We start from the raw sequence: 22,939 nt of genomic DNA on the forward strand, positions 1-22,939 counted from the left end.
TCCTTACTTGGAGGTGGATTGTGCCAGCCGGGGATGCGCCAGTGCAGTCAGCCGGGAGAGTTCGACGCCGGCAAGCGCCAGCACTTCTTCGGAACCCACCGCTCCGCACTGGACGCCGCGCAGGACGAAGGCGGCGAGGGCACGGGCAGTGGCGGGTTCGTCCATGACGCCGCCTTCGGTGCGGTCCACGTAGTTGCGGAGGCGGGCCGCGGCAGCAGGCAGGCCCTCGCGGTAGAAGGCATACGTTGCCGCGAACCGGCTCGGCAACTGGGCAGCGTGCAGGTCCCAGCCCTGGTAGTAGCCGCGTTCGAGGGAACGGCGGACCAACCGGCCGTGCAGCTTCCACGCGTTTTCCACGTTGTCGCCCACCGGGATGATGTTGGTGGAGCCGTCGGAGAGCCGGATGCCCGTGCCCGCAACGGCCAACTGCATGACTTCCTTCGCGAAATCCGCCACGGGGTGCTCCATGGACTGGTACTCCGCGGAGATCTGTAGCGAAGCGGAGTAGTCGTACGTGCCGTAGTGCAGTGCGCTGATGCGGCCCGGAACTGCGTGCGGAAGCCGGGCCACCGGGGAGGTCCCCTCCGGGCCGAGGATCAGTTGCGGCGTCTCTACCTGGACTTCGAAACGGAGCCGGCCCGCCGGAAGGGAGTGGATCTCTTCGAGCCGGGAGACCGCGAAGTCCATTGCCTGTACCTGGGCCACTGTGGTGACTTTCGGCAACGTCAGTACGAGGCCCTCGGGCAGCTCCCCGGCCGAGGCCAAAGTGGAGACGAAAAGGTCCAGGGTCTTCAGGCCACGTGCCCGGGTGGGCGCCTCGAAGCACTTGAACCGGATGCCGATGAACGGCGGGGCAGAACCCGCGGCAACGGCTTCGCTGACAGCCTGCGCAGCCGCTACGGCCGCGACGTCTTCTGCTTCGTCGCCCCGGTCGCCGTAGCCGTCCTCGAAGTCGAGGCGCAGGTCCTCGATCGGTTCGCTGCGCAACTTGGCAGCCACACGCGTGGCGACGGCGGCAGCCAGTTCGGGCTCCTGGCCCAGCAACGCACCGAGCCTTTCGAGACCGCCGTGGGCCTCCGCCGTCGTGATCGCCTGGGCGCCCCATTCCGCGGAGAGCGACGGTGTGAAACGGTCCGCCGGTACGTAGACCGTGTGCACGGGCTGGCGGGTGCCGTCGTCGCCGGGGTAGTTGCGCTCCAGGAGCTGGTCGGTGGCGGCCAGCTGGGAGTCGATCGCGGCGAAATCCGACGGAGTCAGGGAAGCAGAGAAGGAGGATGCGGCCATTCCTACACCAGCTCGTAGGCGGGAGTGGTCAGGAAGTCGGTGTAGTCCTCGGAGAGACAGATGTCCGCGATCAGGCGGCTGGCCGGCTCGTAGAACTTCTCGAAGGTCTCAGAGTCAACCTCGCTGCGCAGGCGGTCGGTCTCTTCGCCGAGGATCCGGGTGACCAGTTCGCGGGTGACCGTGTTGCCCGTGTCGGCAAGGACGGACTTGTTGCGGATCTGCTGCCACACCTGTGAACGGGAGATTTCCGCAGTGGCGGCGTCTTCCATGAGGTTGTGGATCGCGACGGCGCCGCTGCCGGAGAGCCACACCGCGGTGTACGCGACGGCGACGTAGAGGTTCAGGCGAAGCCCGGCCTCGGTCACGTGGCCACCGGCGGAGGAGATGTCCAGCAGCTGCTCGGCAGTCACGGAGACCTCGGGGCGCTGCTTGTCCAGCTGGTTCGGCTTGCCGCCGTTTGCCGGATCGCCGAGCACCGAGTCGAACACTTCGCGGCATGTGGAGACGAGGTCCGGGTGGGCCACCCAGGAACCATCGAAACCGTCGTTGGCTTCGCGGGTCTTGTCCGCGCGCACCTTCTCGAAGGCCTGGGCCGTGACTTCGGGCTCGCGGCGGTTCGGGATGACGGCAGCCATGCCGCCCATGGCGAACGCGCCGCGCTTGTGGCAGGTCTTGACCAGTAGTTCCGTGTAGGCGCGCATGAACGGGGCCGTCATGACCACAGACGCGCGGTCCGGCAGGATGAAGGACTCGCCGGCGTCGCGGAAGTACTTCACGATGCTGAACAGGTAGTCCCAGCGGCCGGCGTTCAGGCCGGAAGCGTGGTCCCGCAGTTCGTAGAGGAACTCGTCCATTTCGAATGCGGCAGGGATGGTTTCGATCAGCATGGTCGCGCGGACGCTGCCCTGCGGGATGCCGAGGTAGTCCTGGGCGAAGACGAAGATGTCGTTCCACAGGCGGGCCTCAAGGTGGCTTTCCATCTTGGGCAGGTAGTAGTACGGGCCCTGGCCATTGAGCAGGAGCTGCTTGGCCACGTGGAAGAAGTGCAGGCCGAAGTCCACCAGCGCGCCTACGGTGGGTTCGCCGTCGAGCAGCAGGTGCCGTTCGTCCATGTGCCAGCCGCGGGGGCGGGCGACGACGACGGCGAGCGGCGCGTCCGTGCGGAGCCGGTATTCCTTGCCCTCCGGGGAGGTATAGCTCAGGGTCCCCTGGGCGGCGTCGCGGAGGTTGAGGATGGCGTCGATGACGTTCGCCCACGTCGGGGTGCTGGCGTCCTCGAGGTCGGCGAGCCATACCTTGGCGCCGGAATTCAGGGCGTTGATAGCCATCTTTGCCGGGGAAGCCGGGCCGGTCATCTCGACCCGGCGGTCCTGCAAGGCCCGGGGTGCTTCGGCGACCTTCCAGTCGCCGTCGCGGATGTCCTGCGTTTCGGGCAGGAAATCGAGGCGTCCGGTGCGGGCCACTTCTTCACGCTTGGCGACGCGCGCAGCCAGCAGCTCGGAGCGGGTGCCCGCGAAACGGCGGTGCAGTTCCTCCACGAAGGCCAACGCCTTGGGAGTCAGGATTTCCTCGGCTCGTTCGATCGGCCGGGGGTCTGTGACTGTGAGAGCCATGGGATGGTCCTTTCCTAGAGAGCGCTAGCGGCCTGCGTTTGCTGCTGCCGCGCGTTTGCTGCGTTTGCTGCGTTTGCCACCGCTGAGGCGACGTCGGCGGCAACGTGGGGGTCGAAGACGCTGGGGATAATGTAGCTCGCGTTCAGTTCATCATCTGCGACCCGGTTGGCGATAGCCTCTGCGGCGGCCACGAGCATTTCCGGAATGATGTCCGATGCTCCGGCGTCGAGCAATCCGCGGAAGAAGCCCGGGAAGGCCAGCACGTTGTTGATCTGGTTGGGGAAGTCGCTCCGGCCGGTGGCGACCACGGCTGCGTGCTTGGACGCAATCACCGGGTCGATTTCCGGGGTGGGGTTGGCCATGGCGAACACGATCGCGTCCTCGGCCATCGAGGCGACCTGCTCTTCGCCGATCACGTGGGGAGCGCTGACGCCGATGAACACGTCCGCACCCTTGAGGGCGTCGTGCAGCGTGCCGGAGAAACCGGCCTCGTTCGTGTTCGCGGCAATCCAGGAACGGTGTTCGTCGTCGTACTTTTCGCCCGAGTGGATGGCGCCGGAACGGCCTGCGGCGACGATGTGCTGCGCGCCCTGGGCCTTGAGGAGCTGGATGATCGCCGAGCCGGCAGCGCCGACGCCGGAGACCACGATCTTGACCTCGGACAGCTTCTTGTCCACCACGCGCAACGCGTTGACGAGGGCCGCGAGCGTGACAATTGCCGTTCCGTGCTGGTCGTCGTGGAAGACGGGGATGTCCAGCTCGTCGCGGAGCCGCTTCTCGATTTCGAAGCAGCGCGGGGCGGCGATGTCTTCAAGGTTGATGCCGCCGTAGACCGGAGCCATGGCCTTGGCGATCATGATGATTTCTTCAGTGTCCTGGGTGTCCAGGCAGACCGGCCATGCGTCGACGTTGGCGAACTGCTTGAACAGCGCGGCCTTGCCTTCCATGACAGGCAGGGCTGCGGCCGGGCCGATGTTGCCCAGGCCAAGGACGGCCGAACCGTCGGTGAGGACGGCGATCGTGTTGCGCTTGACCGTCAGATTGCGTGCAGCGGCCGGGTCCTCGGCGATGGCGAGGCAGACGCGTGCGACGCCGGGAGTGTAGGCGCGCGAAAGGTCGTCGCGGTTGCGCAGGGCCACCTTCGGGACGACCTCGAGCTTGCCTCCCAGGTGCATGAGGAAGGTGCGGTCCGAGACGTGCTGGACCGTCACGCCGTCGAGCGCGTTGAGGGCGTTCTTGACGCGGTTGGCGTGGTCTTCGTCCGTGGTGTTGCAAGTGACGTCGACAACCAGGGTGTCGTGGTGCGACTCCGTCACATCCAGTGCGGTGACGGCCGCACCGGCAGTGGCGACGGCTGCGGCCAGCTCGCTCGTGGCAGTGAAGCTCGACGGCGCGGCGACGCGCAGGGTGATCGAATTTCCGGGGCTCGGGTTCGCCATTGAATTTCCTCCTCGTACAGGCCCATAGTGGGCCTCCGCTCAAACCGAATGTTTTCGTATTATGGATATTATTATCTACAAAGTGGAAACACAAGCCCCAACTGATGGGCAAGCATTCCGGCGTCGCGTGCTGTATCTTGAGTGTTCTAAGCAACTCTTTTCACGATGCGGATAAGAGTTGTCGGATTCCGAGCCATAGGAGACAACGGAATGGCTGAAAAGCCCTCGGGAGGCGTGCAGTCCGTCGAGCGCGTCTTCGAACTGCTGGAACTCATCACCGACGCCGGCGGAGACGTCACGTTGAGCGAACTGTCGTCGTCGACAGACCTGCCGCTCCCCACCATCCACCGCCTGCTGCGCACCTTGGTGTCCCTCGGCTACATCCGGCAACTGCCCAATCGTCGCTACGCGCTTGGCCCGCGGCTCATCCGGCTTGGCGAAGGCGCCAACAAGCAGCTCGGAGCCCTGGCCCGTCCCCAGCTGAAGTCCCTCGTGGACCGGCTCGGCGAAACGTCCAACATGGCCGTGCTGGATTCCGACATGGTCATCTACGTTGCCCAGGTTCCGTCGCTGCACTCCATGCGCATGTTCACCGAGGTGGGCCGCCGCGCCCACACGCACGACACCGGCGTCGGAAAGGCAATCCTGGCCCAGCTGGATGACGAAGTGGTCCGCGGCATCGTAGCCCGCACGGGTATGCCGACTCCCACGGCAAAGAGCATCGGGGACATCGACTCCCTGCTCGCCGATTTGAACCGGATCCGGGAACGCGGCTACTCGATCGACGAGGAAGAGCAGGAGATCGGCGTCCGTTGCTTCGCGATGGCCGTCCCCAACGCTCCGACGCCGACCGCCATTTCCGTTTCCGGGCCGGTGTCCCGCGTGGACCAGCACTTTGCCGACCGCGCCGTGCCCCTGCTGCGCGAGGCTGCCCTCGCGATCTCCGCGGAGCTGAACCAGAACTGACCTTGTCTTCTTTCGCGCGAACTGGCAGCTGTTGCCTCTTTGTCTGCGAATTAGGGGCAACAACTGCCAGTTCGGCGGAGGGTTTCCTTGGCGGAGGGTTTCCTTACATGAGGGCGCCGTCGTTCGCTTCGACGCCGTTCGGTTCCAGGTTGATCATCGGGGAGCGCTTTTCGAAGTACCGGAAGGTCAGCAGGCCCAAGGCGCAACCGAGGAACCAGCTGTAGTTGCCGATCCACGTTGCGTTGACCGTCGTGGCTCCCGAGTCCAGCAGCGCCTTGGGGATCAGGACCGATGCGATGGAGACGACGCCGCTGATGGCCACTGCCTTCACCGCGTTCGGGTTGTAGCCGTTGCGGAACCAGTACTTGCCGCTCGGCTTCATCGTGTACATGTCCTCAACCCACACCTTTTGCTTGCCTACGAGGTAGTAGCCGGCGATCAGGATGCCGAAGAGCGGGCCGATCAGCGCACCCAGCACGCCGAGCGTGTAATGGATGGCGTCGTCGTTCGAGTACCAATTCCAAGGGGTCAGGATGACGGATCCGACGGCGGCGATCATGCCGCCCATGCGCCAGCTGATTTTCTGGGGGCTCACGTTGGAGAAGTCGAACGCCGGCGAGATGAAGTTGGCCACGATGTTGATGCCCACGGTCGCGATGACAAAGGTCAATCCGCCGAGCAGCACGGCGAACACGGAATCGATTTCCTGCACGGTCTTGACCGGGTCCGTGATGAGGTGCCCGAAGACCGGGATGGTAGCCGACGCCGTGATGACCGTGAGCAGCGAGAAGAATAGGAAGTTGACGGGCAGGCCCAGGAGATTGCCCTTCTTGACGGCCTTGAAGCTCTTGCCGTAACGCGCGAAGTCGCCGAAGTTGAGCATAGGACCGGAGAAGTAGGACACCACCAAGGCGATCGCGGAGATCATGACCGGGATGGACGCAGCGAAGTCGAGCGGTTCGCCGGCGGACAGGTTCAGGCTGATGTTGCTGATGCCGGCCTTGGAAACCAGGTAGATGGCCAGGACCAACATGACCACGTACACGGCCGGTCCGGCGAAGTCGATGAACTTGCGGATGCTTTCCATTCCGTTCCAGAACAATGCGGCCTGGGCTACCCAGAGGATTCCGTAGCAGATCCAACCCAGGGCCGAAAGGCCGAGGAAGCCGTATTGGTGGACGTCGTACAACGGTTTCATGGCCGGGAAGAACTTCAGGAACACGATCACGAGGGCTTCGGAGGCGAGGAAGGTCTGCACTCCGTACCAGGCGACGGCGATCAGGCCGCGGATGATTGCCGGGATGTTGGCCCCCTTGACGCCGAAGACCGCCCGGTTGATCACGGGGTATGGGACGCCCGTCTTTTGGCTGGGCTTCGCCACCAGGTTGCAAAAGACCTGGACAATCACGATGCCCACCAGTAGGGCCACCAACACTTGCCAGCTCGCCAGCCCCAGGGCGAAGAGGCTGCCCGCCGTCACATAGCCGCCGATGCTGTGGACGTCCGACATCCAGAAGGCGAACAGGTTGTAACTGCTCCAGCGCTGGTTTTTCAGGGGTGCCAGGTCTTCATTGCTGAGCCGCGGATCGCGGTGTGCGGCGGCTTCGTCAATCGGGCTGCCCAAGAAGGTGCCGGTTTGCTCTGTGCCCGTTTGCTCTGGGGCGAGTCGTGCTTCGGTCATCGGTTCCTCGAATCAGGGGTTTCCACGACTGGGGCAGTCGTTTCACTGATTCAATTGAATGGAACAGATGTTTCAGTGCCGTTTCCGGGCCGCTAACTCTTCTTTACGCTTGATGCTGCCTCCTCGCGCGAACAGGCAGCTTGTGCCCCTTTGTCCGCGTTTTGGGGGCAACAGTTGCCAGTTCGCGCGTGAGTCGCGTGGATTTACCGCCGCTCGATCTCTTCCAGTGAGTCGAACATCCCGGTGATTTCCAAGACGCGATCCCTTCCTGAACGACCCTTCGCCGCCAACACGCCATTCGCGAGGGCGCTCATGAGGCTCATGGCCGATGCGTAGCTGTCAAAGGCGGCGCTGCCTTCCACCGGGCATTCGATCCAGAGTGACGCGTCCGCCGCAAGCCAACGGGCGCTCGGGTCCGCGATCAGGATGGTGCTCGCGCCGGTGGTGGTGGCGGCCTTCAGGACCTGGTGGAAGCCGTCCGGCCTGCGTCGGAAGCCAAGCAGGACCACGACGTCGTTCGCGTCCAGCCCTGCCAGTTCTTCACCCACGCTTTGGCCCGGCTGTGGGGCCAGATTTACCGAGGGGCGGCACTGCAGGAGCTGCTGCCGTAGGTGGAGGGCTACAGGGAAACTGTTGCGGAAGCCGATCAGCAGGACATTCCGGGCCTCAGCCAGTTGCTGCGTCACCTTGCGGAGGCGATCGTCGTCGAGCGTTTCGAAAAGCCGGTTCAGGCTCTGCTCTTCGGTTGCCAAATGCAGGGGGATTCCGCCGTCGGCCTCTTGTTTGGCGAGCGGTACTCCGCTGGACCTCAGGCCCCGGGTGTGTTCCTTGACCTCGTTGAAATCGGCGAATCCCAGGCGGCGAAAGAGCCTGCTCATAGTGGCCTTGGAGACGCCGCTTAGCTGAGCGAGCTCGGCCGCATTGTAGACGGCAAGGTCGCCCAGGCGGTCCAGCAGGGTATCCGCGGCCTTTTGTTCCTGCGGCCCAAGCTCCGAGTAGTGTTGTTCGATTCGTTCATCGATCCTCATGAAACAACCGTCTCACGCGGATCCGTAATTAGCGCGAAATGGCAGGTGTTGCCCCGTTGCTTGCGAATGAGGGGCAACACCTGCCAGTTCGGCGGAGAAAAGCCGTCAGTGCTCGACGGCGTTGGTTGAGATGCTCGACTTGAGCGGCACTTCCTTGCCCTCGGCGTCGATCAGTTTGCCGTTCTCGAAACGGTCGCCGTGCGCGAGGCAGGCAATGTCCGCTTCGCTGACCACGCGGCCTGTGCCTGCCACGAACACGGACTGGTTGTCCGAGTTGCCGGCCTTGAGGTGATTGAAGAGCACGTTCAGCAGGATGGCCATGATGGCGGCCGAGCTGATGCCCGAGTGGAAGATCGTGGAGAACCAGGACGGGAATTGGTCGTAGAACTTCGGGGCGGCGATCGGGATCATGCCGAAGCCGATGGACGCAGCAACGATGATCAGGTTCATGTTGTTGCGGTACTCCACCTTGGAGAGCGTCCGGATGCCGCTTGCGGCCACAGTCCCGAAGAGTACGACGCCGGCGCCGCCCAGGACGGGCGTGGGAACCGCCGCGACAACTCGCCCGAGGACCGGCAGCAGACCGAGGACCACCAGGATGAAACCGCCGGCACTGACCACGAAACGGCTCTTGATGCCGGTGATCGCCACGAGGCCCACGTTCTGGGCGAAGGCGCTCTGGGTGAAGGAGTTGAAGATCGGGGAGATGGCGCTGGAGAGCATGTCTGCCCGGAGGCCGTTGCCGATACGGCGTGAATCGACTTTGGTTTCCACGATTTCCCCGACGGCGATGATGTCCGCCGAGGTCTCTGTCAGGGTGACCAGGATGACGATCAGCATCGATACGATGGATGCGATCTCGAAGGTTGGAGCACCGAACGCGAACGGCGTGGGGAAGGCCACCACCGGGCCTTGGCCAACCTTGGAGAAATCGGCCATGCCCGCGGCGAGGGCGATGACGGTCCCGATGACCATGGCAAGGAGGATGGACAGGCGGGAGATGGCCGCGTTGCCGACCTTGCTCAGGAGCAGCACGATGCCCATCGTTGCCGCGGCGAGTCCGATGTTCGCCATGCTGCCGTAGTTTGGTGCGGCGCTGTTGCCTCCCATGGCCCAGTTCGCCGCGACCGGCATGAGGGTCAGCCCGATGGTGGTGATCACGGTACCGGTGACGACGGGTGGGAAGAATTTGATGATCTTTGAGAAAAGCGGCGTGATCACCAGGCCGATCAGGGATGCCACCATGACCGAGCCGAACACGGCCTGGATCCCGCCCCCGCCGTTGACGATCGCCACCATGGTGGAAACGCCGGCGAAGGACACTCCCTGGACCAGCGGCAATTGCGATCCGAAGAACGGGATGCCCACAGTCTGCAGAATGGTGGCGAGGCCGCCGACAAACAGGCAGGCCGCGATCAGGAGGCCGATATCCTGCGAGGACATGCCTGCGGCGGCTCCGATGATGAGCGGCGGGGCGATGATGCCGCCGTACATGGTCAAGACGTGCTGGAAGCCGTAGGCGAACGTACTCCCGATCGAGAGGCGTTTGTCCTCGGGGCGGGCTGGCCCGGACGCTGCGGGGCGGGTTTTATTCTTAGTGTTCATGGCAGACTTTCTTGGTTCATGGCAGACGTCTTTGTCTGGCTAACTTTGTCTGGCTAACAATGTGGGGTTTCTGGGTGCGAGTGATCGCCCAACTGACTCGCATTTGATGTCGTTTTGAGGCTCCAAAACGACACTTGCTGCGAGTCAGTTGGGCGGGTACCTGGGGCTCAGCAGAAGCCGGCGATGCCGTTCCACGCAGCCGGGGCAGGTGTGGTGTTGTCGCGCTGGACCGTGGCTTCGATCAAGCCGTACGGGCGGTCCGCGGCGAAGAAGACCTCGTTGGGGTTGTCGAGGCCGAACGGGCTGAGGTCCACCAGGAAGTGGTGCTTGTTGGGCATCGAGAACTTGATCTCGTCCACTTCGCTGTGGGCCTCGAGGACCTTCTTGCCCATGTCGAACAGGGTCTGCTGCAGGGCGTGGGAGTAGTTCTCCGTGAAGCCTTCCAAGAGCAGGGCCTTGATGTCCTCGTAGCTCTTGTTGAAGTCCGTCCCGGCAGCGCCAAGACCGGTGTTGTAGCGCCAGCGGGCCGAGACGTCGGTGGCGAGGATGCGGTCCGTGGTCTCGGGCAGCGTAGTGTAGCGGTCGCGGGGGTAGCCCACGAAGCCGGACTGCGTGGTCTTGAGGACGGTCAGGTCCTTAAGGCCGGAGATGACGTGCGTTGTGTTGCCTTCACGGACCACGACGGCGGTACGGACTTCCTGCCCCTTGCGGACAAAGCTGTGGTCGTGTTCGGAGCCGTGTGCCTGGATGCGGTCCCAGGTGTAGGCCTCGGCTTCCCAGCGCCCGCCCGTGACCCACTCGAAGCCTGAGGTGAAGTGTTCGCTCAGGCGCACGAGGAAGGCTTCGGGGGAGCCGATGCCGTCGCGTGCAAAGGCGTAGATGGTGTTCTTCTGGGTGTCCGTGGCGACGACGTGTGCGTTGTCGCCCTGGAGGTGCGCAGCCTGGAAGTCGCCACGCAATTGCGAGGTGACGTTAAGGTCTTCGATCTGGTGGCGGTCGGTGTCGCGGGTGACTTTGACGACGCGGACTTCTGCCTTGCCGTACTGGTTGTCGCCGAGGACGATGTTGTTGCTCATGGTCATATCCCAACTTCTGTGAGGTGGAACCACTAAGGTCCACCAATGAAATTAAGCGCGTGTTTCATACGCGTTTCTGGTGGAGCCGACCCAACAAAAAAGAGCCGGCATCCGTTGATGCCAGCTCATTACGACCCTGCCTGCTGCTCCCAGGTTACGTGACCTGCGCCACGAATTGAAGAAAGCGTAGCCCACGTTTGCCAGTGGTGTACATCACTTCCGATGAATCGTTATCTACTTTCTGATTGTGACCGACGGCGGCCGGCGGCAGGAGCGTGGTCCGCGGGCACCCCTTGACGCGGTTCGGGAATCCCCTCTACCATTTCCATATAACAAAAAATGTTTTCCAGTATGTGGAAAATGCAGATGCGGAAATTGCGGATGTTGAAATCCCGAGCGCCCGACGAAGGGCGTGAACCGCAAGCCACGGAGAACTTGAGCGCATGAAATAGGAGGACAGATGGACTCGCAGGATAAGAACAACGTCGTGGAATTCCCGGCGCCCGGCCAGGAGCTGTACCTGCCGTTCGGCGCTACGGATCCTGACTTCTACATTCCGGCCGATTGTGACCGCATGCCCGGGACGTTCTCCCGTTGGCTGCGCGCCCTTCCGGTATTCGGCCGGCAGCGTTCCTAGGGCTCCCGGCCCTGGGGATGAGGGACTCTGCGCAACAGAGAGCCAAAAAGGCGGGCGGCACTTACCCCTAAGGGGGTAGTGCCGCCCGCCGCTTTTTTGTGAATACGCAGGTGTCGCCCGTCCGCTGGGTTCCAGGACGCAGACGACGGGCCACACCCACGATCCCGGCTCTCGCCCAGGCGAACTATTACATTGGCAGGGCCTTGGCGATAGTCGAAACGATCATGCTCGCTTTGACGGATACCAGGATCAGGCTCACGGCGGTCAGGCCAATCAGTGCCCAAACCGGTGCGAGTCCGCGCTGCGGGGCGACCTTGTGGACGATCACTGAACGGCCCACCACGTAGACTCCGGCACCCAGGAAGGCCCATGCCCATTGGAAGGGGCGGACCACCCCGTCCCTCTGCAGCTTTTGCCAGTCGAGGTAGGCCAAGAGAACGCTGACCCCGTAGATGAGCCAAGATGAGATAACCAGCAGGAAATACGGAACGCTGAACGCGCTGGGATCGAGGGTGGGTACGCGCCTGGCGCCGACATACCTCAGGTGGAAGACCGGATTCCAGAACAGCAGGATAATCAGAGTGATCACCGGCAACAGCGTGACGAGCCAGATGAACGGATTGTAGACCGGTGTCTGCTTGCTGATTTCCGGGCGCGGCGCGGGCTGGACCGGTCCCGCGTATTGCCCCGGTCCCGCGTATTGCCCTGACCGCGCGGCCGCGGGCCACGCCGCGCCAGCCTGACCTGCGCCCGGCTGGCCTGCGCCGGGCCATGCCGCGCCGGCCTGACCTGCGCCAGGCTGAGCTGCGCCCGGCTGGCCTGCGCCGGGCCACGCCGCGCCGGGCTGAGCTGCGCCAGCCTGACCAGTACCCGCCTGGGCCGGTGGGTTCCAGGCGTTTCCAGTCCAGGCGTTACCGTCCCACCACCGTAGTTGTCCGGAGCCCGAGGGGTCCGGGTACCAACCTGGAGGAGTCGGCGTGTTGTGCTGGGGGACGGTCATGATTTGCCTCCTGATCTACGACCTAATCGAGAGGCTACTCCTAACCGCTGATGATTCTCTGTGCGGCGGCTGAGTGTTTGGCAATAAGTTCCGGGATGTCCAGATCCGGAATCCGGCCATCCACAACGCGCCATTTGCCGCCCACCATGACGCGGTCGGCGCGGTCCGCCGCGCAGAGCAACAATGCCGCGACGGGATCATGGCTGCCGGAGAAGCGCAGCCCCTCGGGTTTGAACATGGCAAGGTCTGCCTGCATCCCGGGAGCAATCTGGCCGATGTCGGTGCGGCCCAACACTGCAGCGGATCCCCGCGTCGCCCAGCCGAGGGCGCGTTCCACGGGGACGTCCGCACCGTAGCGCAGCCGCTGCAGATACAGCGCCTGACGCGCTTCGAGGATCATGTTGGAGGCATCGTTCGACGCCGAACCGTCCACTCCCAGCCCTACCGGAACCCCGGCGGCCTCAAGTTCCAGCACCCGTGCGGTGCCGGACGCGAGCCGCATGTTCGACGTCGGGCAGTGCGCGACGGCGGTGCCCGCGGCACCCAGCCGGGCGATCTCGTTGTCGTCGAAATGGATGCCGTGGCCAAGCCAGGTTCGATCTCCGAGCCAGCCGACGCTCTCCAAATAGTCGACCGTGCGAAGTCCGAACATCTCGCGGCAGAAATCTTCCTCGTCGATGGTTTCCGCGAGGTGCGTGTGGAGCCGGACATCCAGCCGTTCGGCCATGGCGGCGCTCTCGGCCATGATCTCCCTGGTCACCGAGAACGGCGAGCAGGGGGCCAAGGCGATCTGGATGACCGCTCCGTCTCCCCGTTCGTGATACTTCCCGATCAGCCGTTCGCTGTCCGCGAGGATCACCTCCGGACGCTGCACGGTGGACCGCGGAGGCAGGCCGCCGTCGTCCTCGCCCAGCGTCATGGACCCGCGGTTGAGCGTGGCGCGCATGCCGAGTTCACGTACGACGCCGACCTCGACGTCGATCGCGTCCTCGAGTCCCGCGGGGAAGAGGTAGTGGTGGTCTGCTGCCGTGGTGCAACCGGAAAGCAGGAGTTCCGCAAGCGCTACTTTCACGGCAAGTTCGAGGCTGTCCGGCGTCAGCCGCGCCCACACGGGGTACAGGTTCTGCAGCCAGGGGAACAGGGGAGCGTTCGCCACCGGACCCCAGGCGCGGGTAAGCGTTTGGTAGAAGTGGTGGTGCGTGTTGATGAGCCCGGGCAGCAGGACATGGCTGCCGGCGTCGAAAGTTTCTTGGCACGGCGCGGATGGACGCTTTCCGGCGGGGACGAGCTCCGCGATTTTCCCATTACTGACTACGATGCCGCCGCGGGCGTCGAGCCCGTTGGCGGTGAACACATCGAGGGGATTCTTGATCCAGAGCCGGGAAGGGGCTGGGTCCGTTGCCGGGGCTGCTGGCTGGAAATCGGATTTCGGGGACACTGGAATCCTTGTCTGGTCGGCGTAGTTGCGTTCCAGCTCAGTGGTTCCTGTCTGCTGATCCAGGTTCCGGCAGGTCATCCCTGCCGATGGCACCCAGCGTAGGTGGCTCGCCGAAGTGCGTCAATGTGACCGATGCCCAAGCCTGGCCTCCCGCCCGCCCGAACAGCAAAATTTCACATGTCGAAACTTTTTTTCCAGAAACTATGGCGCGGCTCACACCTCCGGTGCTAATCTCATTTTGCCAAAGGCGGGCACCCGGACTCCGGGAAGCTATCTACCAGGCGAAACCTTCAAAAGCACGCGCTGAAGCCTGGTAATCGCAGCACTGGTCTGTCATGTTCAGATGCCTCCCTGGTTACAGGCTTCCTCAGCACAAAGGAAGTCGCACATGAGTACCACCGTCACGGCCGAACATTTCTTGGCCACCTCCATTGAGCTGGCAACAGCCAATGTCCTCAACAGCGGCGGGCCGTTCGGCGCCGTCATTGTCACCGCGGATGGCCGCGCCTTCGAAGGCGTCAACCGGGTCACCGCAAGCAACGACCCGACTGCCCACGCCGAGGTCACCGCCATCCGTAATGCCTGCCGCGAGCTCGGTACCTTCGATCTCAGCGGAGCCACCCTCTACACGAGCTGCGAGCCATGCCCTATGTGCCTGGCCTCGGCTCTCTGGGCACGCATTGACAACGTGGTTTTCGCGGCAGACCGGCACGACGCCGCCTCCGTAGGCTTCGACGACGCCGTCTTCTACGAGTACTTCGAGAACGAAGACCGGGACAAGCTCATGCCGGTCCGCAAACTGGAACTGGGCGACCCCCAAGCTCCGGCCATCCTGGAACCGTTCAACACCTGGAACACGCTTGACTCCAGGATTGACTACTAGGGCCCGGTGGCTGAAATGACAATCCTGGACCCCGCAGAAATGCGAACGGCAACTGAAAAGCAGGCTGTGCCTTCCGGCGCAGGGCAGACAGATGCACGCGAAAAGCACACGGCAACCGGACTGGCACAGCGGGGCAGCAGCTCCAAGCCCCCGGCGTCGAACTCCTTCCTGGATCGTTTCTTCCAGATCACCAAGCGTGGCTCCACGCTGGCCCGCGAATTCCGCGGCGGCATCGTCACGTTCTTCACGATGGCCTACATCGTTATCCTCAATCCACTGATCCTGGGCGGATTCTCAGCCCAGAACGCACCCACGGATGTGGCGGGCGGCTGGTTGTCGGCCGCGCAGGTGGGGGCAGTCACGGGCCTGACCGCCGGTGTCATGACGGTCCTCTTCGGCCTCATCGCGAACCTGCCGTTCGGGCTCGCCGCGGGCCTGGGAATCAACTCGTTCCTCGCAGTCGCCGTCATCCATGAAGTCACCTGGCCGGAAGCCATGGGCCTCGTGGTCATCAACGGCATCCTGATTGTCCTGTTCGGCGTCACGGGCGCCCGGACCGCGATCTTCAAGGCTGTCCCCAAGGAACTCAAGGCCGCCATCACCGTTGGCATCGGCCTGTTCATCGCCTTCATCGGCTTCGTCGATTCCGGTTTCGTCCGCGCCACAAAAGGCGGACCGCCGGTACAGCTCGGCAACGATGGTTCCATCACCTCCATACCTACCCTTGTTTTCATTGTCGGTCTGCTGGTCATGGGAATCCTCGTGGCCCGTAAGATCCAGGGCGGCCTCCTGATCGGAATCGTCGCCACCACGGTCCTCGCCGCCGTCGTCGAGGCCGTCATGCACATCGGGCCCGGCAGCGCCGCCAATCCCGGTGGCTGGCACCTCAACACTCCGGTGCTGTCCGGCCAGCTGGTTTCCGCCCCGGACTTCAGCCTGGTGGGCCACTTCGACCTCTTCGGTTCGTTCTCGCGGATCGGCGGCCTGGCGGCCACGATGCTGGTGTTCACCCTGGTGTTCACCAACTTTTTCGACGCCATGGGCACCATGACCGGCCTCGCCAAGAGCGCCGGTGTGGCCTACAAGGACGGGACGTTCCCCAAGCTCAAGTCGGCCTTCATCGTCGAAGGCCTGGGCGCGGTAGCCGGCGGCGCGACGTCGGGCTCGTCCAACACCGTGTACATCGACTCCGCTGCCGGGATTGGCGAAGGTGCCCGCACCGGCCTGGCGTCGGTGGTCACCGGACTGCTGTTCCTGGGTTCGATGTTCCTGACCCCGCTCACCAGCGTGGTTCCGCTCGAGGTCGCAGCCGCGGCACTGGTGGTGGTGGGCGCCATGATGATGGCACAGATCCGCGAGATCAAGTTCTCCAAGTTCTCCGTGGCCCTGCCCGCCTTCCTCACCATCGTCACCATGCCGCTGACGTACTCCATCGCCAACGGCATCGGCGTTGGATTCATCTCCTGGGCCGTGATCCACGCGGCATCGGGGAAGGGCAGGAAAGTCCATCCGCTCATGTGGGTGGTGGCCGTGGGCTTCTTGATCTACTTTGCCCGCGGGCCGATCAGCGCGCTGATGGGAGCGTAGCCGGCGATTGAGACGGCGGTCCGGCCGCAAGTCACCGCAATGAATAGGCGTCCGCCGATCGTCCCCAACCGCATCAAGCGGACGACGACGGCGGGCGGCGGTGGGGTGCGGCCGCTCCGCTAAGGACCGGGGTGGGAAATGAGAGGCCCGCCCCGGTCCTCTTCACGCAACGGGGTGCGTGTTTACCCGAAGCTCTCCTGTACAGAGGCAAGGAATGAGAATATGAGGCAAGATCGCACACTGGCCCGGGCGGGTCTCCGGTCCGGGACCTCGGTAAAGGAGGTGTTGCCATGCTGGATTTGATGCCTTCGTTGGGCACCTGGCGGCCCGCGGTCTCCGGTCAGCGATGCGCCGTCGCCACCATCGTGGCCGCGGGAGGCTCCGTGCCCCGTCCCCTCGGCACCTCCATGCTGGTTTCCGAACACGGGGACGTCCTTGGCAGCCTCTCCGGAGGCTGCGTGGAAGGAGCCGTGGTGGAGGCCGCCCTTCAAGCAATGCACGACGGCGGCAGTCGCCTCGAGTCGTTCGGCTACAGCGCCGAGGACGCGTTCGCCGTCGGGCTCACCTGCGGTGGCGAGCTGGAAGTCCACATCCAGCCGACGGGAGCCGACGGCCTGGACCTGGCTTGGTTGGATGCTGCTTCCGGCGGCTCTTCCCTGGCACTCATCCGCAGGCTCGACGGCGCGGGAGGCGCCGTCGTCGTTCCTGATCCGGCGCGTTTCTCCGCCACAGGTTCACGGGAACTTTCGGCCCTTCTCGGCGGGGATGACGCCCTGATCCGCGCGGCCGCGGCCCAGCTCGAACCTCTCCTGCATGGCGGCCGCACAGGACTGGTTAGGCTCGCCCCGGCCGAAAGCTGCGGGGGCTCCGGGCCCGAAGCCGGGCCCATTACCCTCTTCGTAGAAAGCCGCTTGCCCGCGGCCCGCATGCTGATCTTTGGCGCCAACGACTTCGGCGCGGCCTTGCTCCCCGCCGGGAAACTCCTGGGCTACGAGGTCACTTTGTGCGATGCGCGGCCCGCGTTTTCGAGTCAGGGCCGATTCCTCGCCGCCGACCACCTCGTCACCGACTGGCCGCACCGCTACCTTGCCGCGGAAGCAGCCGCAGCCCGGATCGATTCCCGCACGGTCGTGTGCGTGCTGACCCACGATCCCAAATTCGATATTCCGCTGCTGGAAACCGCCCTTGCTTTGGATCTCGCCTTTGTGGGAGCCATGGGCTCCAGGCGCAGCCACCGGCAGCGCATCGACGGACTGCTCGACTGCGGCATCCCGGCCGAAGCCCTCGAACGCCTGCATTCGCCGATAGGACTGGACCTTGGTGCCGTCACTCCCGCCGAAGTTGCGGTGTCCATTACGGCCGAAATCCTCGCGTCCCGCGCGCCGCACCCGGCCTCTGGCCGTGCATCCCATCCAGCCTCCGGCTGGGGTTCACTCAAGGACGGAACCGGGCCGATCCACCGCACCAACACCGCCGAACAAAGCAAGGAGAACCCATGGACATGAACACCATCGAGTCCGTGGTCGCGACCACGGATCCAGGCCAATGGCGTGAGGGCGACGCCTGGCTCGCCGGCGGCACGGTCTTGTTCTCCTACGGGAGTCCGGTCGCCAGCGAAGAGCCGCTGAAACGCCTCTTGGATCTGGGGCAAGCTGGCTGGCAGGCCGTGACCGTGAGCGACGCCGGCATTGAGCTGGCCGCCACCTGCACCGTCGCCGAGCTTTACGCGCTCCCGGTGTCGGACTCCGTGGTCGGCCTGAACTGGCCGGGACTGGACGTCTTCCGGCCGTGTTGCGACTCTTTCGTGGCCTCTTTCAAGGTATGGAACATGTCCACCGTTGGCGGCAACGTGTGCACCTCGCTCCCGGCCGGGCCGATGATTTCACTATGTGCGGGCTTGGATGCCATGGCCACCATCCTTGGCCGGCACGGCAGCAGCCGGACCGTTCCGGTCGCCGAATTCGTCACCGGGGACGGGAAAAACTGCCTGGCACCGGGCGAGCTCCTGCGCAGCATCCAGCTGCCGGCGTCGTCCTTGGCCGCGAAGGTGGCTTTCCGCCGGCTCTCGCTCAGCAACCTCGGGCGATCCGGGGTGCTGCTGATCGGAAGGCTCGACGCCGATGGCGGCCTGGTCCTCACCGTCACGGCTGCCACTAAACGGCCCGTGCAGCTGCGGTTCGCCGCCGGAGAGTTGCCGGACGCAGGCCAGCTGGCCGCCGCCGTCGGGCATTCCATCCCCACGGAGCTGTACCACGACGACATCCACGGGCTCCCGGAATGGCGCCGCGACATGACGTTCCGGCTCGCCGAGGAGATCCGCGCGGAACTGTGCGGCCCGGTTTCAGGTGGGTTGTTCGAGGTTTCGGGCGATTTCTGGCCGCCGCACGCCACCTCGCCGCAACCGTCCACCCAAGCGGAATCATTCAACACCGATCAGCAGAAGGAGGCCTGAGCATGGCAATCGAGATCAACGGAACAGCCACCGAGGCCACACCCCGCCCGGGCCAGTGCCTTCGGACGTTCCTGCGCGAACAGGGCAACTTCGGAGTCAAGAAAGGGTGCGACGGCGGCGACTGCGGCGCGTGCACGGTCCACGTGGACGGTACACCCGTGCACAGCTGCATCTACCCGGCCGTCCGCGCCGAAGGGCGCTCGGTCACCACGATCGAGGGGCTGCCGAGCGGGGAAGAGCTGCACCCTGTGCAGCAGCAGTTCCTGGAACACCAGGGCTTCCAATGCGGCTTCTGCACGGCCGGCATGATGATGACAGCCGCCACCTTCGACGAGGAACAGAAAGCCAACCTCCCGCGAAACCTCAAGGGAAACCTGTGCCGCTGCACGGGCTACCGCTCCATTGCGGACGCTGTGTGCGGCAGTCCCGCGGAGGAGCCCGACGGCGGTGCGGTCGCCCAAGCCCACACGGGCCAGCTCGGCGACAACGTTCCTGCGCCTGCGGGACGCGCCGTCGTCACCGGTACCGCCCGCTACACGCTCGACGTCCCCCCGGAACAGCTCCCGGGACTGCTGCATCTCAAGTTGCTGCGCTCGCCGCACGCGCACGCCCGGATTGTCTCCATCGATACGACGGCGGCCCTGCAGGTACCGGGAGTCATCGCGGTTTTCACGCACGAGGACGCGCCGGCCCAGTTGTTCTCCACGGCCCAGCACGAGCTTTACACCGATGATCCCGATGACACCCGCGTCCTCGACAACGTAGTGCGCTTCATCGGCCAGCGGGTTGCCGCCGTCGTCGCCGAATCGGTGGGCGCAGCGGAAGCCGGGGCCCGGGCCGTCAAGGTTGAGTACGATCTCCTCGACGCTGTCTTCTCGCTGCAGGAGGCGTTGTTGCCCGGGGCGCCCGCGATCCACGGGGAGAAGGACGGGGAAACGGTCCGGATTTCACGACCGCAGAACAACGTCGTGGCGGAGGTCCATTCCGAGCTGGGGAACGTTGAAGCCGGATTCGCAGCGGCCGACTTCATCCACGAGAACACGTACCAGACCCAGCGGGTGCAGCACGTCGCGATGGAAACGCACTGTTCCATCGCATGGGTGGAACCCTCCGAGAATCCAGGAGAGGACCGGCTCATGGTCCGTTCCTCCAGCCAGGTCCCATTCTTGGTGCGGCGGACCCTCGCCCGCGTGTTCGATCTTCCTGAGGACCGCATCCGCGTGGTCGCCGGCCGCGTGGGCGGCGGGTTCGGCGGCAAGCAGGAAGTGCTCACCGAGGACCTCGTGGCCATGGCGGCCCTCAAGCTCCGCCGGCCTGTGCAAGTGGAGTTCACGCGCACCGAGCAATTCACCGCCACCACCACCCGCCACCCCTTCACCATCAAGGTCAAGGCCGGGGCCAGCCGCGACGGTCACTTGACGGCGATGCAGCTGGACGTGGTCACCAACACGGGTGCGTACGGAAACCATGCGCCCGGAGTGATGTTCCACGGTTGTGGCGAGTCCCTGGCTGTCTACAACTGCCCCAACAAAAAGGTGGATGCGCAGGCCGTGTACACCAACACCGTTCCGGCCGGGGCTTTCCGCGGTTATGGCTTGAGCCAGATGATCTTCGCGATCGAATCTGCCGTGGACGAACTCGCGGTCGGTATCGGCATGGACCCCTTGGAATTCCGGCTCAAGAACATGGTCCGGCCGGGTGACGACATGCTCTCCACGAACCCTGAGCCGGAAGAGGACGTGTTCTACGGGAGCTACGGCCTGGAGCAATGCGTGGCGTTGGTCCGGGACGCCCTCGAGCGCGGTGAGAAACGCTACCGGGATGCCGGCCTCGACAACCTCGGCCCGGGGTGGGTCACCGGCGTCGGTTCCGCGCTGTCCATGATCGACACCGTTCCGCCTCGCGGGCACTTCGCCCACACTCGCCTCAGGCTCCTGCCGGACGGCACGTTCGACGCCGCCGTCGGGACCGCCGAATTCGGCAACGGCACCACCACAGTCCACGCCCAACTGGCAGCGACCGCATTGTCCACCACGGCGTCGAACGTGGCCGTGCGCCAGTCCGACACGGACCTCGTGGAGCACGATACCGGCGCGTTCGGTTCCGCAGGAACCGTGGTCGCAGGGCAGGCGACCTTGCTCGCGGCGGAAGAGCTCGCGCTCCGGATCCGGGCTGTGGCTGCCGAGTTTGCCGGTGTGCCGGAGGCGGACTGCGTGCTCGAGGACGGTGCGGTGCGCTGCGGTGAACGGGTGATTCCCTTCACTGAGGTGCACGACGCCGCGCGGCAGCAGCGCGTGGAACTCGCCGTCGAAGGGCGTTGGGGTGGAACCCCGCGTTCGGTCGCCTTCAATGTCCACGGATTCCGCGTGGCCGTGAACACCGGCACAGGGGAGCTGAGGATCCTGCAGAGCGTCCAGGCAGCCGATGCCGGCGTCGTGGTCAATCCACGGCAGTGCCGCGGCCAGGTGGAAGGCGGAGTTGCCCAGGCGTTGGGTGTCGCGCTGTATGAGGAAGTGCGCGTGGACGACGCCGGCCGGGTCACCACGGACATCCTGCGGCAGTACCACATCCCTTCCTTCGCGGACGTGCCACGCAGTGAGGTGTACTTCGCGAAAACGAACGACCAGATGGGGCCGCTCGGTGCGAAGTCCATGAGCGAGAGCCCGTTCAATCCCGTGGCGCCCGCGCTCGCCAACGCCATCCGGAATGCCACCGGGGTGAGGTTCGCGGCGCTGCCCATCGCCCGGGACAAGATCTACCTGGCGCTCAAGGATGCCGCCGCTGCCGCCACCCAACTAGCTCGCATTTAATGTCGTTATACGCCCTCATAACGACTGTGAGGGCCCACGCCGCCAGGGTTCCCTGGCCGAGCTTGCGAGGCGAGGGGGGCGGTGGGGACCAGTTGGGGGGCGCTAGTCGCTGAGGAGGTGCAGCTTGTCCTTCGTGTCCACGTCGGCTCCGTCGGCGAGGTCCCTGCAGTCGACGACGTCCACGAGCCCGGGGTGCGCCTTGAGGAAACGGCGTGCTCCGGCGTCGCCCACGGCGGACTCGGCGATGTCGGCACGGAGGGTGGCGTCGATGATCAAGGGGTGGCCGCGCCGGAGTTTTGTTGTGTTGCTGCCTTTGTAGACCGTGTCCGCGTATCCTGCTGCGGTCACACGGCCGGGTTGGTGCGCGGCCAGCAGCCTGGCGACGACGCCGGAGGTCAACCCGGGCTGGTCCACGAGAGTCACCATGACGTTGTGGCCATGGGTAGCCGCCGCAAGACCGGTACGAAACGAGCTGGCCATGCCGGACGCCCACTCCGGGTTGTCCACCACGAGATACCCGCCCAGGTCCGTCGCGCGTCGGACATCCTCGGCTCCGGCCCCGAGCACCACGACGATCTTGAGGCATCCGCCGTCGAGCAATGTCTTGGCGAGTACCTCCACCAAGGTGTGGCCGCGGAAGGGCAGCAGCGCCTTGGGGCCCAGGCCCAGGCGTGTCCCTGCGCCGCCGGCCAACAGCACACCAGTGGTGGGCGCGGTGCTGGAATCGTTCATGGGGTTCACACTATCCATGTGCCCCCGCGAGGTCTCTAGGTTCACCTTGCGTTCCACTGTAGGTCTACCGAAAAAGGTTGAATATTACCCGTGGGTAGGCCTTCTGGCAGGCTCCCATGGCCGATATTCTCTTAGGGACTTCACGAGAGTCAGTGGTCATCGAAGGGGATGCAAGGACGCATCCGCGGTGGAAAGAGGGTTTATGTCTGGCATTTTCGAAATCTTGACGGTTGGGGAGCAATCGTTCCGTTTCCGGCTGAAGGCGGATGATGGAACGGTAGTGGCGGTATCGCCCAAGTTCCCGGATATTGCGGCCCTCGTGGCCGGTATCAACGCAGTCAGGGAGAATGCCGCGACAGGATTCGTGGTGGATCGCCGCTCGCTCGGAGCGTGATAACAAATAGGCGGTAGTGCTCAAGGAGCACTACCGCCGATTCTTTTTGCACGGGTTTAGGAGTCGCCCCCCGAACCGCCGGTGGTGCCGGCAGTGACGTCGAGGAGTTTGTACCGGTCAATGGCGTACGACGGCGCACTCGGGTCAACTTCGCCCCTCGCCGCAAGGAGTTGCAGGGTCTTCACGACGATGGAGTGGGTGTCGTTTTTGAAGAAGCGGCGTGCGGCCTGGCGGGTGTCGGAGAAGCCGAAGCCGTCGGCGCCGAGGGAGGCGAATTCGTTGGGGATGAATTGGCGGATCTGGTCCGGGACGGC

Annotated in this window: 19 protein-coding genes; 8 read left to right on the top strand and 11 right to left on the bottom strand. The window is 64.6% G+C overall.

Annotated features, from left to right (window positions below; genetic code table 11):
- Positions 1 to 3 precede the first annotated feature (3 nt).
- Genes AB4Z38_RS22750 through AB4Z38_RS22760 form a run of 3 tightly spaced genes read right to left on the bottom strand, consistent with a single transcriptional unit; the run spans position 4 to position 4,336 of the window.
- Complete coding sequence (locus AB4Z38_RS22750) at positions 4 to 1,284, bottom strand: DUF6986 family protein (protein ID WP_441431803.1); 1,281 nt, start codon at positions 1,282 to 1,284, stop codon at positions 4 to 6.
- A 2-nt stretch (positions 1,285 to 1,286) separates the two neighbouring features.
- A complete protein-coding gene (gene aceB, locus AB4Z38_RS22755) occupies positions 1,287 to 2,897 on the bottom strand; it encodes a malate synthase A (RefSeq protein ID WP_441431804.1) in 1,611 nt (536 codons plus the stop codon).
- A gap of 14 nt (positions 2,898 to 2,911) precedes the next feature.
- Positions 2,912 to 4,336 (bottom strand): NAD-dependent malic enzyme, encoded by a 1,425-nt coding sequence (locus AB4Z38_RS22760; RefSeq protein ID WP_441431805.1) that lies wholly within the window; start codon positions 4,334 to 4,336, stop codon positions 2,912 to 2,914.
- 210 nt (positions 4,337 to 4,546) lie between these two features.
- Here AB4Z38_RS22760 and AB4Z38_RS22765 point away from each other — a divergent pair, with 210 nt between their 5' ends.
- The gene (locus AB4Z38_RS22765; RefSeq protein WP_059389461.1) at positions 4,547 to 5,302 is read left to right on the top strand and encodes an IclR family transcriptional regulator; all 756 of its coding nucleotides are present in this window, start codon (positions 4,547 to 4,549) and stop codon (positions 5,300 to 5,302) included.
- Positions 5,303 to 5,405: 103 nt separating this feature from the next.
- On the opposite strand, the gene AB4Z38_RS22770 is transcribed toward AB4Z38_RS22765, so the two are convergent.
- The 4 genes from AB4Z38_RS22770 to pucL all read right to left on the bottom strand — a co-directional run bounded on the left by AB4Z38_RS22770 (position 5,406) and on the right by pucL (position 10,698).
- On the bottom strand, positions 5,406 to 6,983 hold the full coding sequence (locus AB4Z38_RS22770; RefSeq protein WP_441431806.1) for an NCS1 family nucleobase:cation symporter-1: 1,578 nt from the start codon (positions 6,981 to 6,983) through the stop codon (positions 5,406 to 5,408).
- A 203-nt stretch (positions 6,984 to 7,186) separates the two neighbouring features.
- Positions 7,187 to 8,011 (bottom strand): MurR/RpiR family transcriptional regulator, encoded by an 825-nt coding sequence (locus AB4Z38_RS22775; RefSeq protein ID WP_441431807.1) that lies wholly within the window; start codon positions 8,009 to 8,011, stop codon positions 7,187 to 7,189.
- Between the two features lie 105 nt (positions 8,012 to 8,116).
- Positions 8,117 to 9,616, bottom strand: a complete 1,500-nt coding sequence (locus AB4Z38_RS22780; protein WP_441431808.1) for a nucleobase:cation symporter-2 family protein — start codon at positions 9,614 to 9,616, stop codon at positions 8,117 to 8,119.
- A gap of 167 nt (positions 9,617 to 9,783) precedes the next feature.
- Complete coding sequence (gene pucL, locus AB4Z38_RS22785; RefSeq protein WP_441431809.1) at positions 9,784 to 10,698, bottom strand: factor-independent urate hydroxylase; 915 nt, start codon at positions 10,696 to 10,698, stop codon at positions 9,784 to 9,786.
- Positions 10,699 to 11,152: 454 nt separating this feature from the next.
- Here pucL and AB4Z38_RS22790 point away from each other — a divergent pair, with 454 nt between their 5' ends.
- The gene (locus AB4Z38_RS22790; protein ID WP_269995742.1) at positions 11,153 to 11,329 is read left to right on the top strand and encodes a hypothetical protein; all 177 of its coding nucleotides are present in this window, start codon (positions 11,153 to 11,155) and stop codon (positions 11,327 to 11,329) included.
- A 187-nt stretch (positions 11,330 to 11,516) separates the two neighbouring features.
- Here the strand turns inward: AB4Z38_RS22790 and AB4Z38_RS22795 are convergent, their stop codons facing one another.
- Positions 11,517 to 12,329 carry a DUF2510 domain-containing protein gene (locus AB4Z38_RS22795; RefSeq protein WP_441431810.1) on the bottom strand — a complete coding sequence of 271 codons (813 nt, stop codon included), beginning with the start codon at positions 12,327 to 12,329 and terminating at the stop codon, positions 11,517 to 11,519.
- Between the two features lie 40 nt (positions 12,330 to 12,369).
- Positions 12,370 to 13,767 carry an 8-oxoguanine deaminase gene (locus AB4Z38_RS22800; RefSeq protein WP_441431811.1) on the bottom strand — a complete coding sequence of 466 codons (1,398 nt, stop codon included), beginning with the start codon at positions 13,765 to 13,767 and terminating at the stop codon, positions 12,370 to 12,372.
- A gap of 388 nt (positions 13,768 to 14,155) precedes the next feature.
- Between AB4Z38_RS22800 and AB4Z38_RS22805 the strand changes: the two genes are divergently transcribed.
- The 5 genes from AB4Z38_RS22805 to AB4Z38_RS22825 all read left to right on the top strand — a co-directional run bounded on the left by AB4Z38_RS22805 (position 14,156) and on the right by AB4Z38_RS22825 (position 21,499).
- A complete protein-coding gene (locus AB4Z38_RS22805) occupies positions 14,156 to 14,650 on the top strand; it encodes a nucleoside deaminase (protein WP_234753431.1) in 495 nt (164 codons plus the stop codon).
- 15 nt (positions 14,651 to 14,665) lie between these two features.
- Positions 14,666 to 16,237, top strand: coding sequence for an NCS2 family permease (locus tag AB4Z38_RS22810; RefSeq protein ID WP_441431819.1), 1,572 nt, complete (start codon positions 14,666 to 14,668; stop codon positions 16,235 to 16,237).
- A 290-nt stretch (positions 16,238 to 16,527) separates the two neighbouring features.
- The gene (locus AB4Z38_RS22815) at positions 16,528 to 17,742 is read left to right on the top strand and encodes an XdhC family protein (protein WP_441431812.1); all 1,215 of its coding nucleotides are present in this window, start codon (positions 16,528 to 16,530) and stop codon (positions 17,740 to 17,742) included.
- Positions 17,733 to 18,689, top strand: a complete 957-nt coding sequence (locus tag AB4Z38_RS22820; RefSeq protein WP_441431813.1) for an FAD binding domain-containing protein — start codon at positions 17,733 to 17,735, stop codon at positions 18,687 to 18,689. The genes AB4Z38_RS22815 and AB4Z38_RS22820 overlap by 10 nt, the downstream gene beginning before the upstream one ends.
- Positions 18,690 to 18,691: 2 nt before the next feature.
- Positions 18,692 to 21,499 (top strand): molybdopterin-dependent oxidoreductase, encoded by a 2,808-nt coding sequence (locus AB4Z38_RS22825; RefSeq protein ID WP_441431814.1) that lies wholly within the window; start codon positions 18,692 to 18,694, stop codon positions 21,497 to 21,499.
- 102 nt (positions 21,500 to 21,601) lie between these two features.
- Here the strand turns inward: AB4Z38_RS22825 and nboR are convergent, their stop codons facing one another.
- A complete protein-coding gene (gene nboR / locus AB4Z38_RS22830; RefSeq protein WP_441431815.1) occupies positions 21,602 to 22,231 on the bottom strand; it encodes a nicotine blue oxidoreductase in 630 nt (209 codons plus the stop codon).
- Positions 22,232 to 22,433: 202 nt separating this feature from the next.
- On the opposite strand from nboR, the gene AB4Z38_RS22835 reads away from it, so the two are divergent.
- Positions 22,434 to 22,625 (top strand): YegP family protein, encoded by a 192-nt coding sequence (locus AB4Z38_RS22835; RefSeq protein ID WP_441431816.1) that lies wholly within the window; start codon positions 22,434 to 22,436, stop codon positions 22,623 to 22,625.
- 56 nt (positions 22,626 to 22,681) lie between these two features.
- Here the strand turns inward: AB4Z38_RS22835 and AB4Z38_RS22840 are convergent.
- On the bottom strand, positions 22,682 to 22,939 hold a 258-nt coding region (locus AB4Z38_RS22840; RefSeq protein ID WP_441431817.1), incomplete at its 5' end, for a hypothetical protein.

The sequence above is a fragment of the Arthrobacter sp. 2RAF6 genome, assembly GCF_052115205.1.
Taxonomy (GTDB): Bacteria; Actinomycetota; Actinomycetes; order Actinomycetales; family Micrococcaceae; genus Arthrobacter.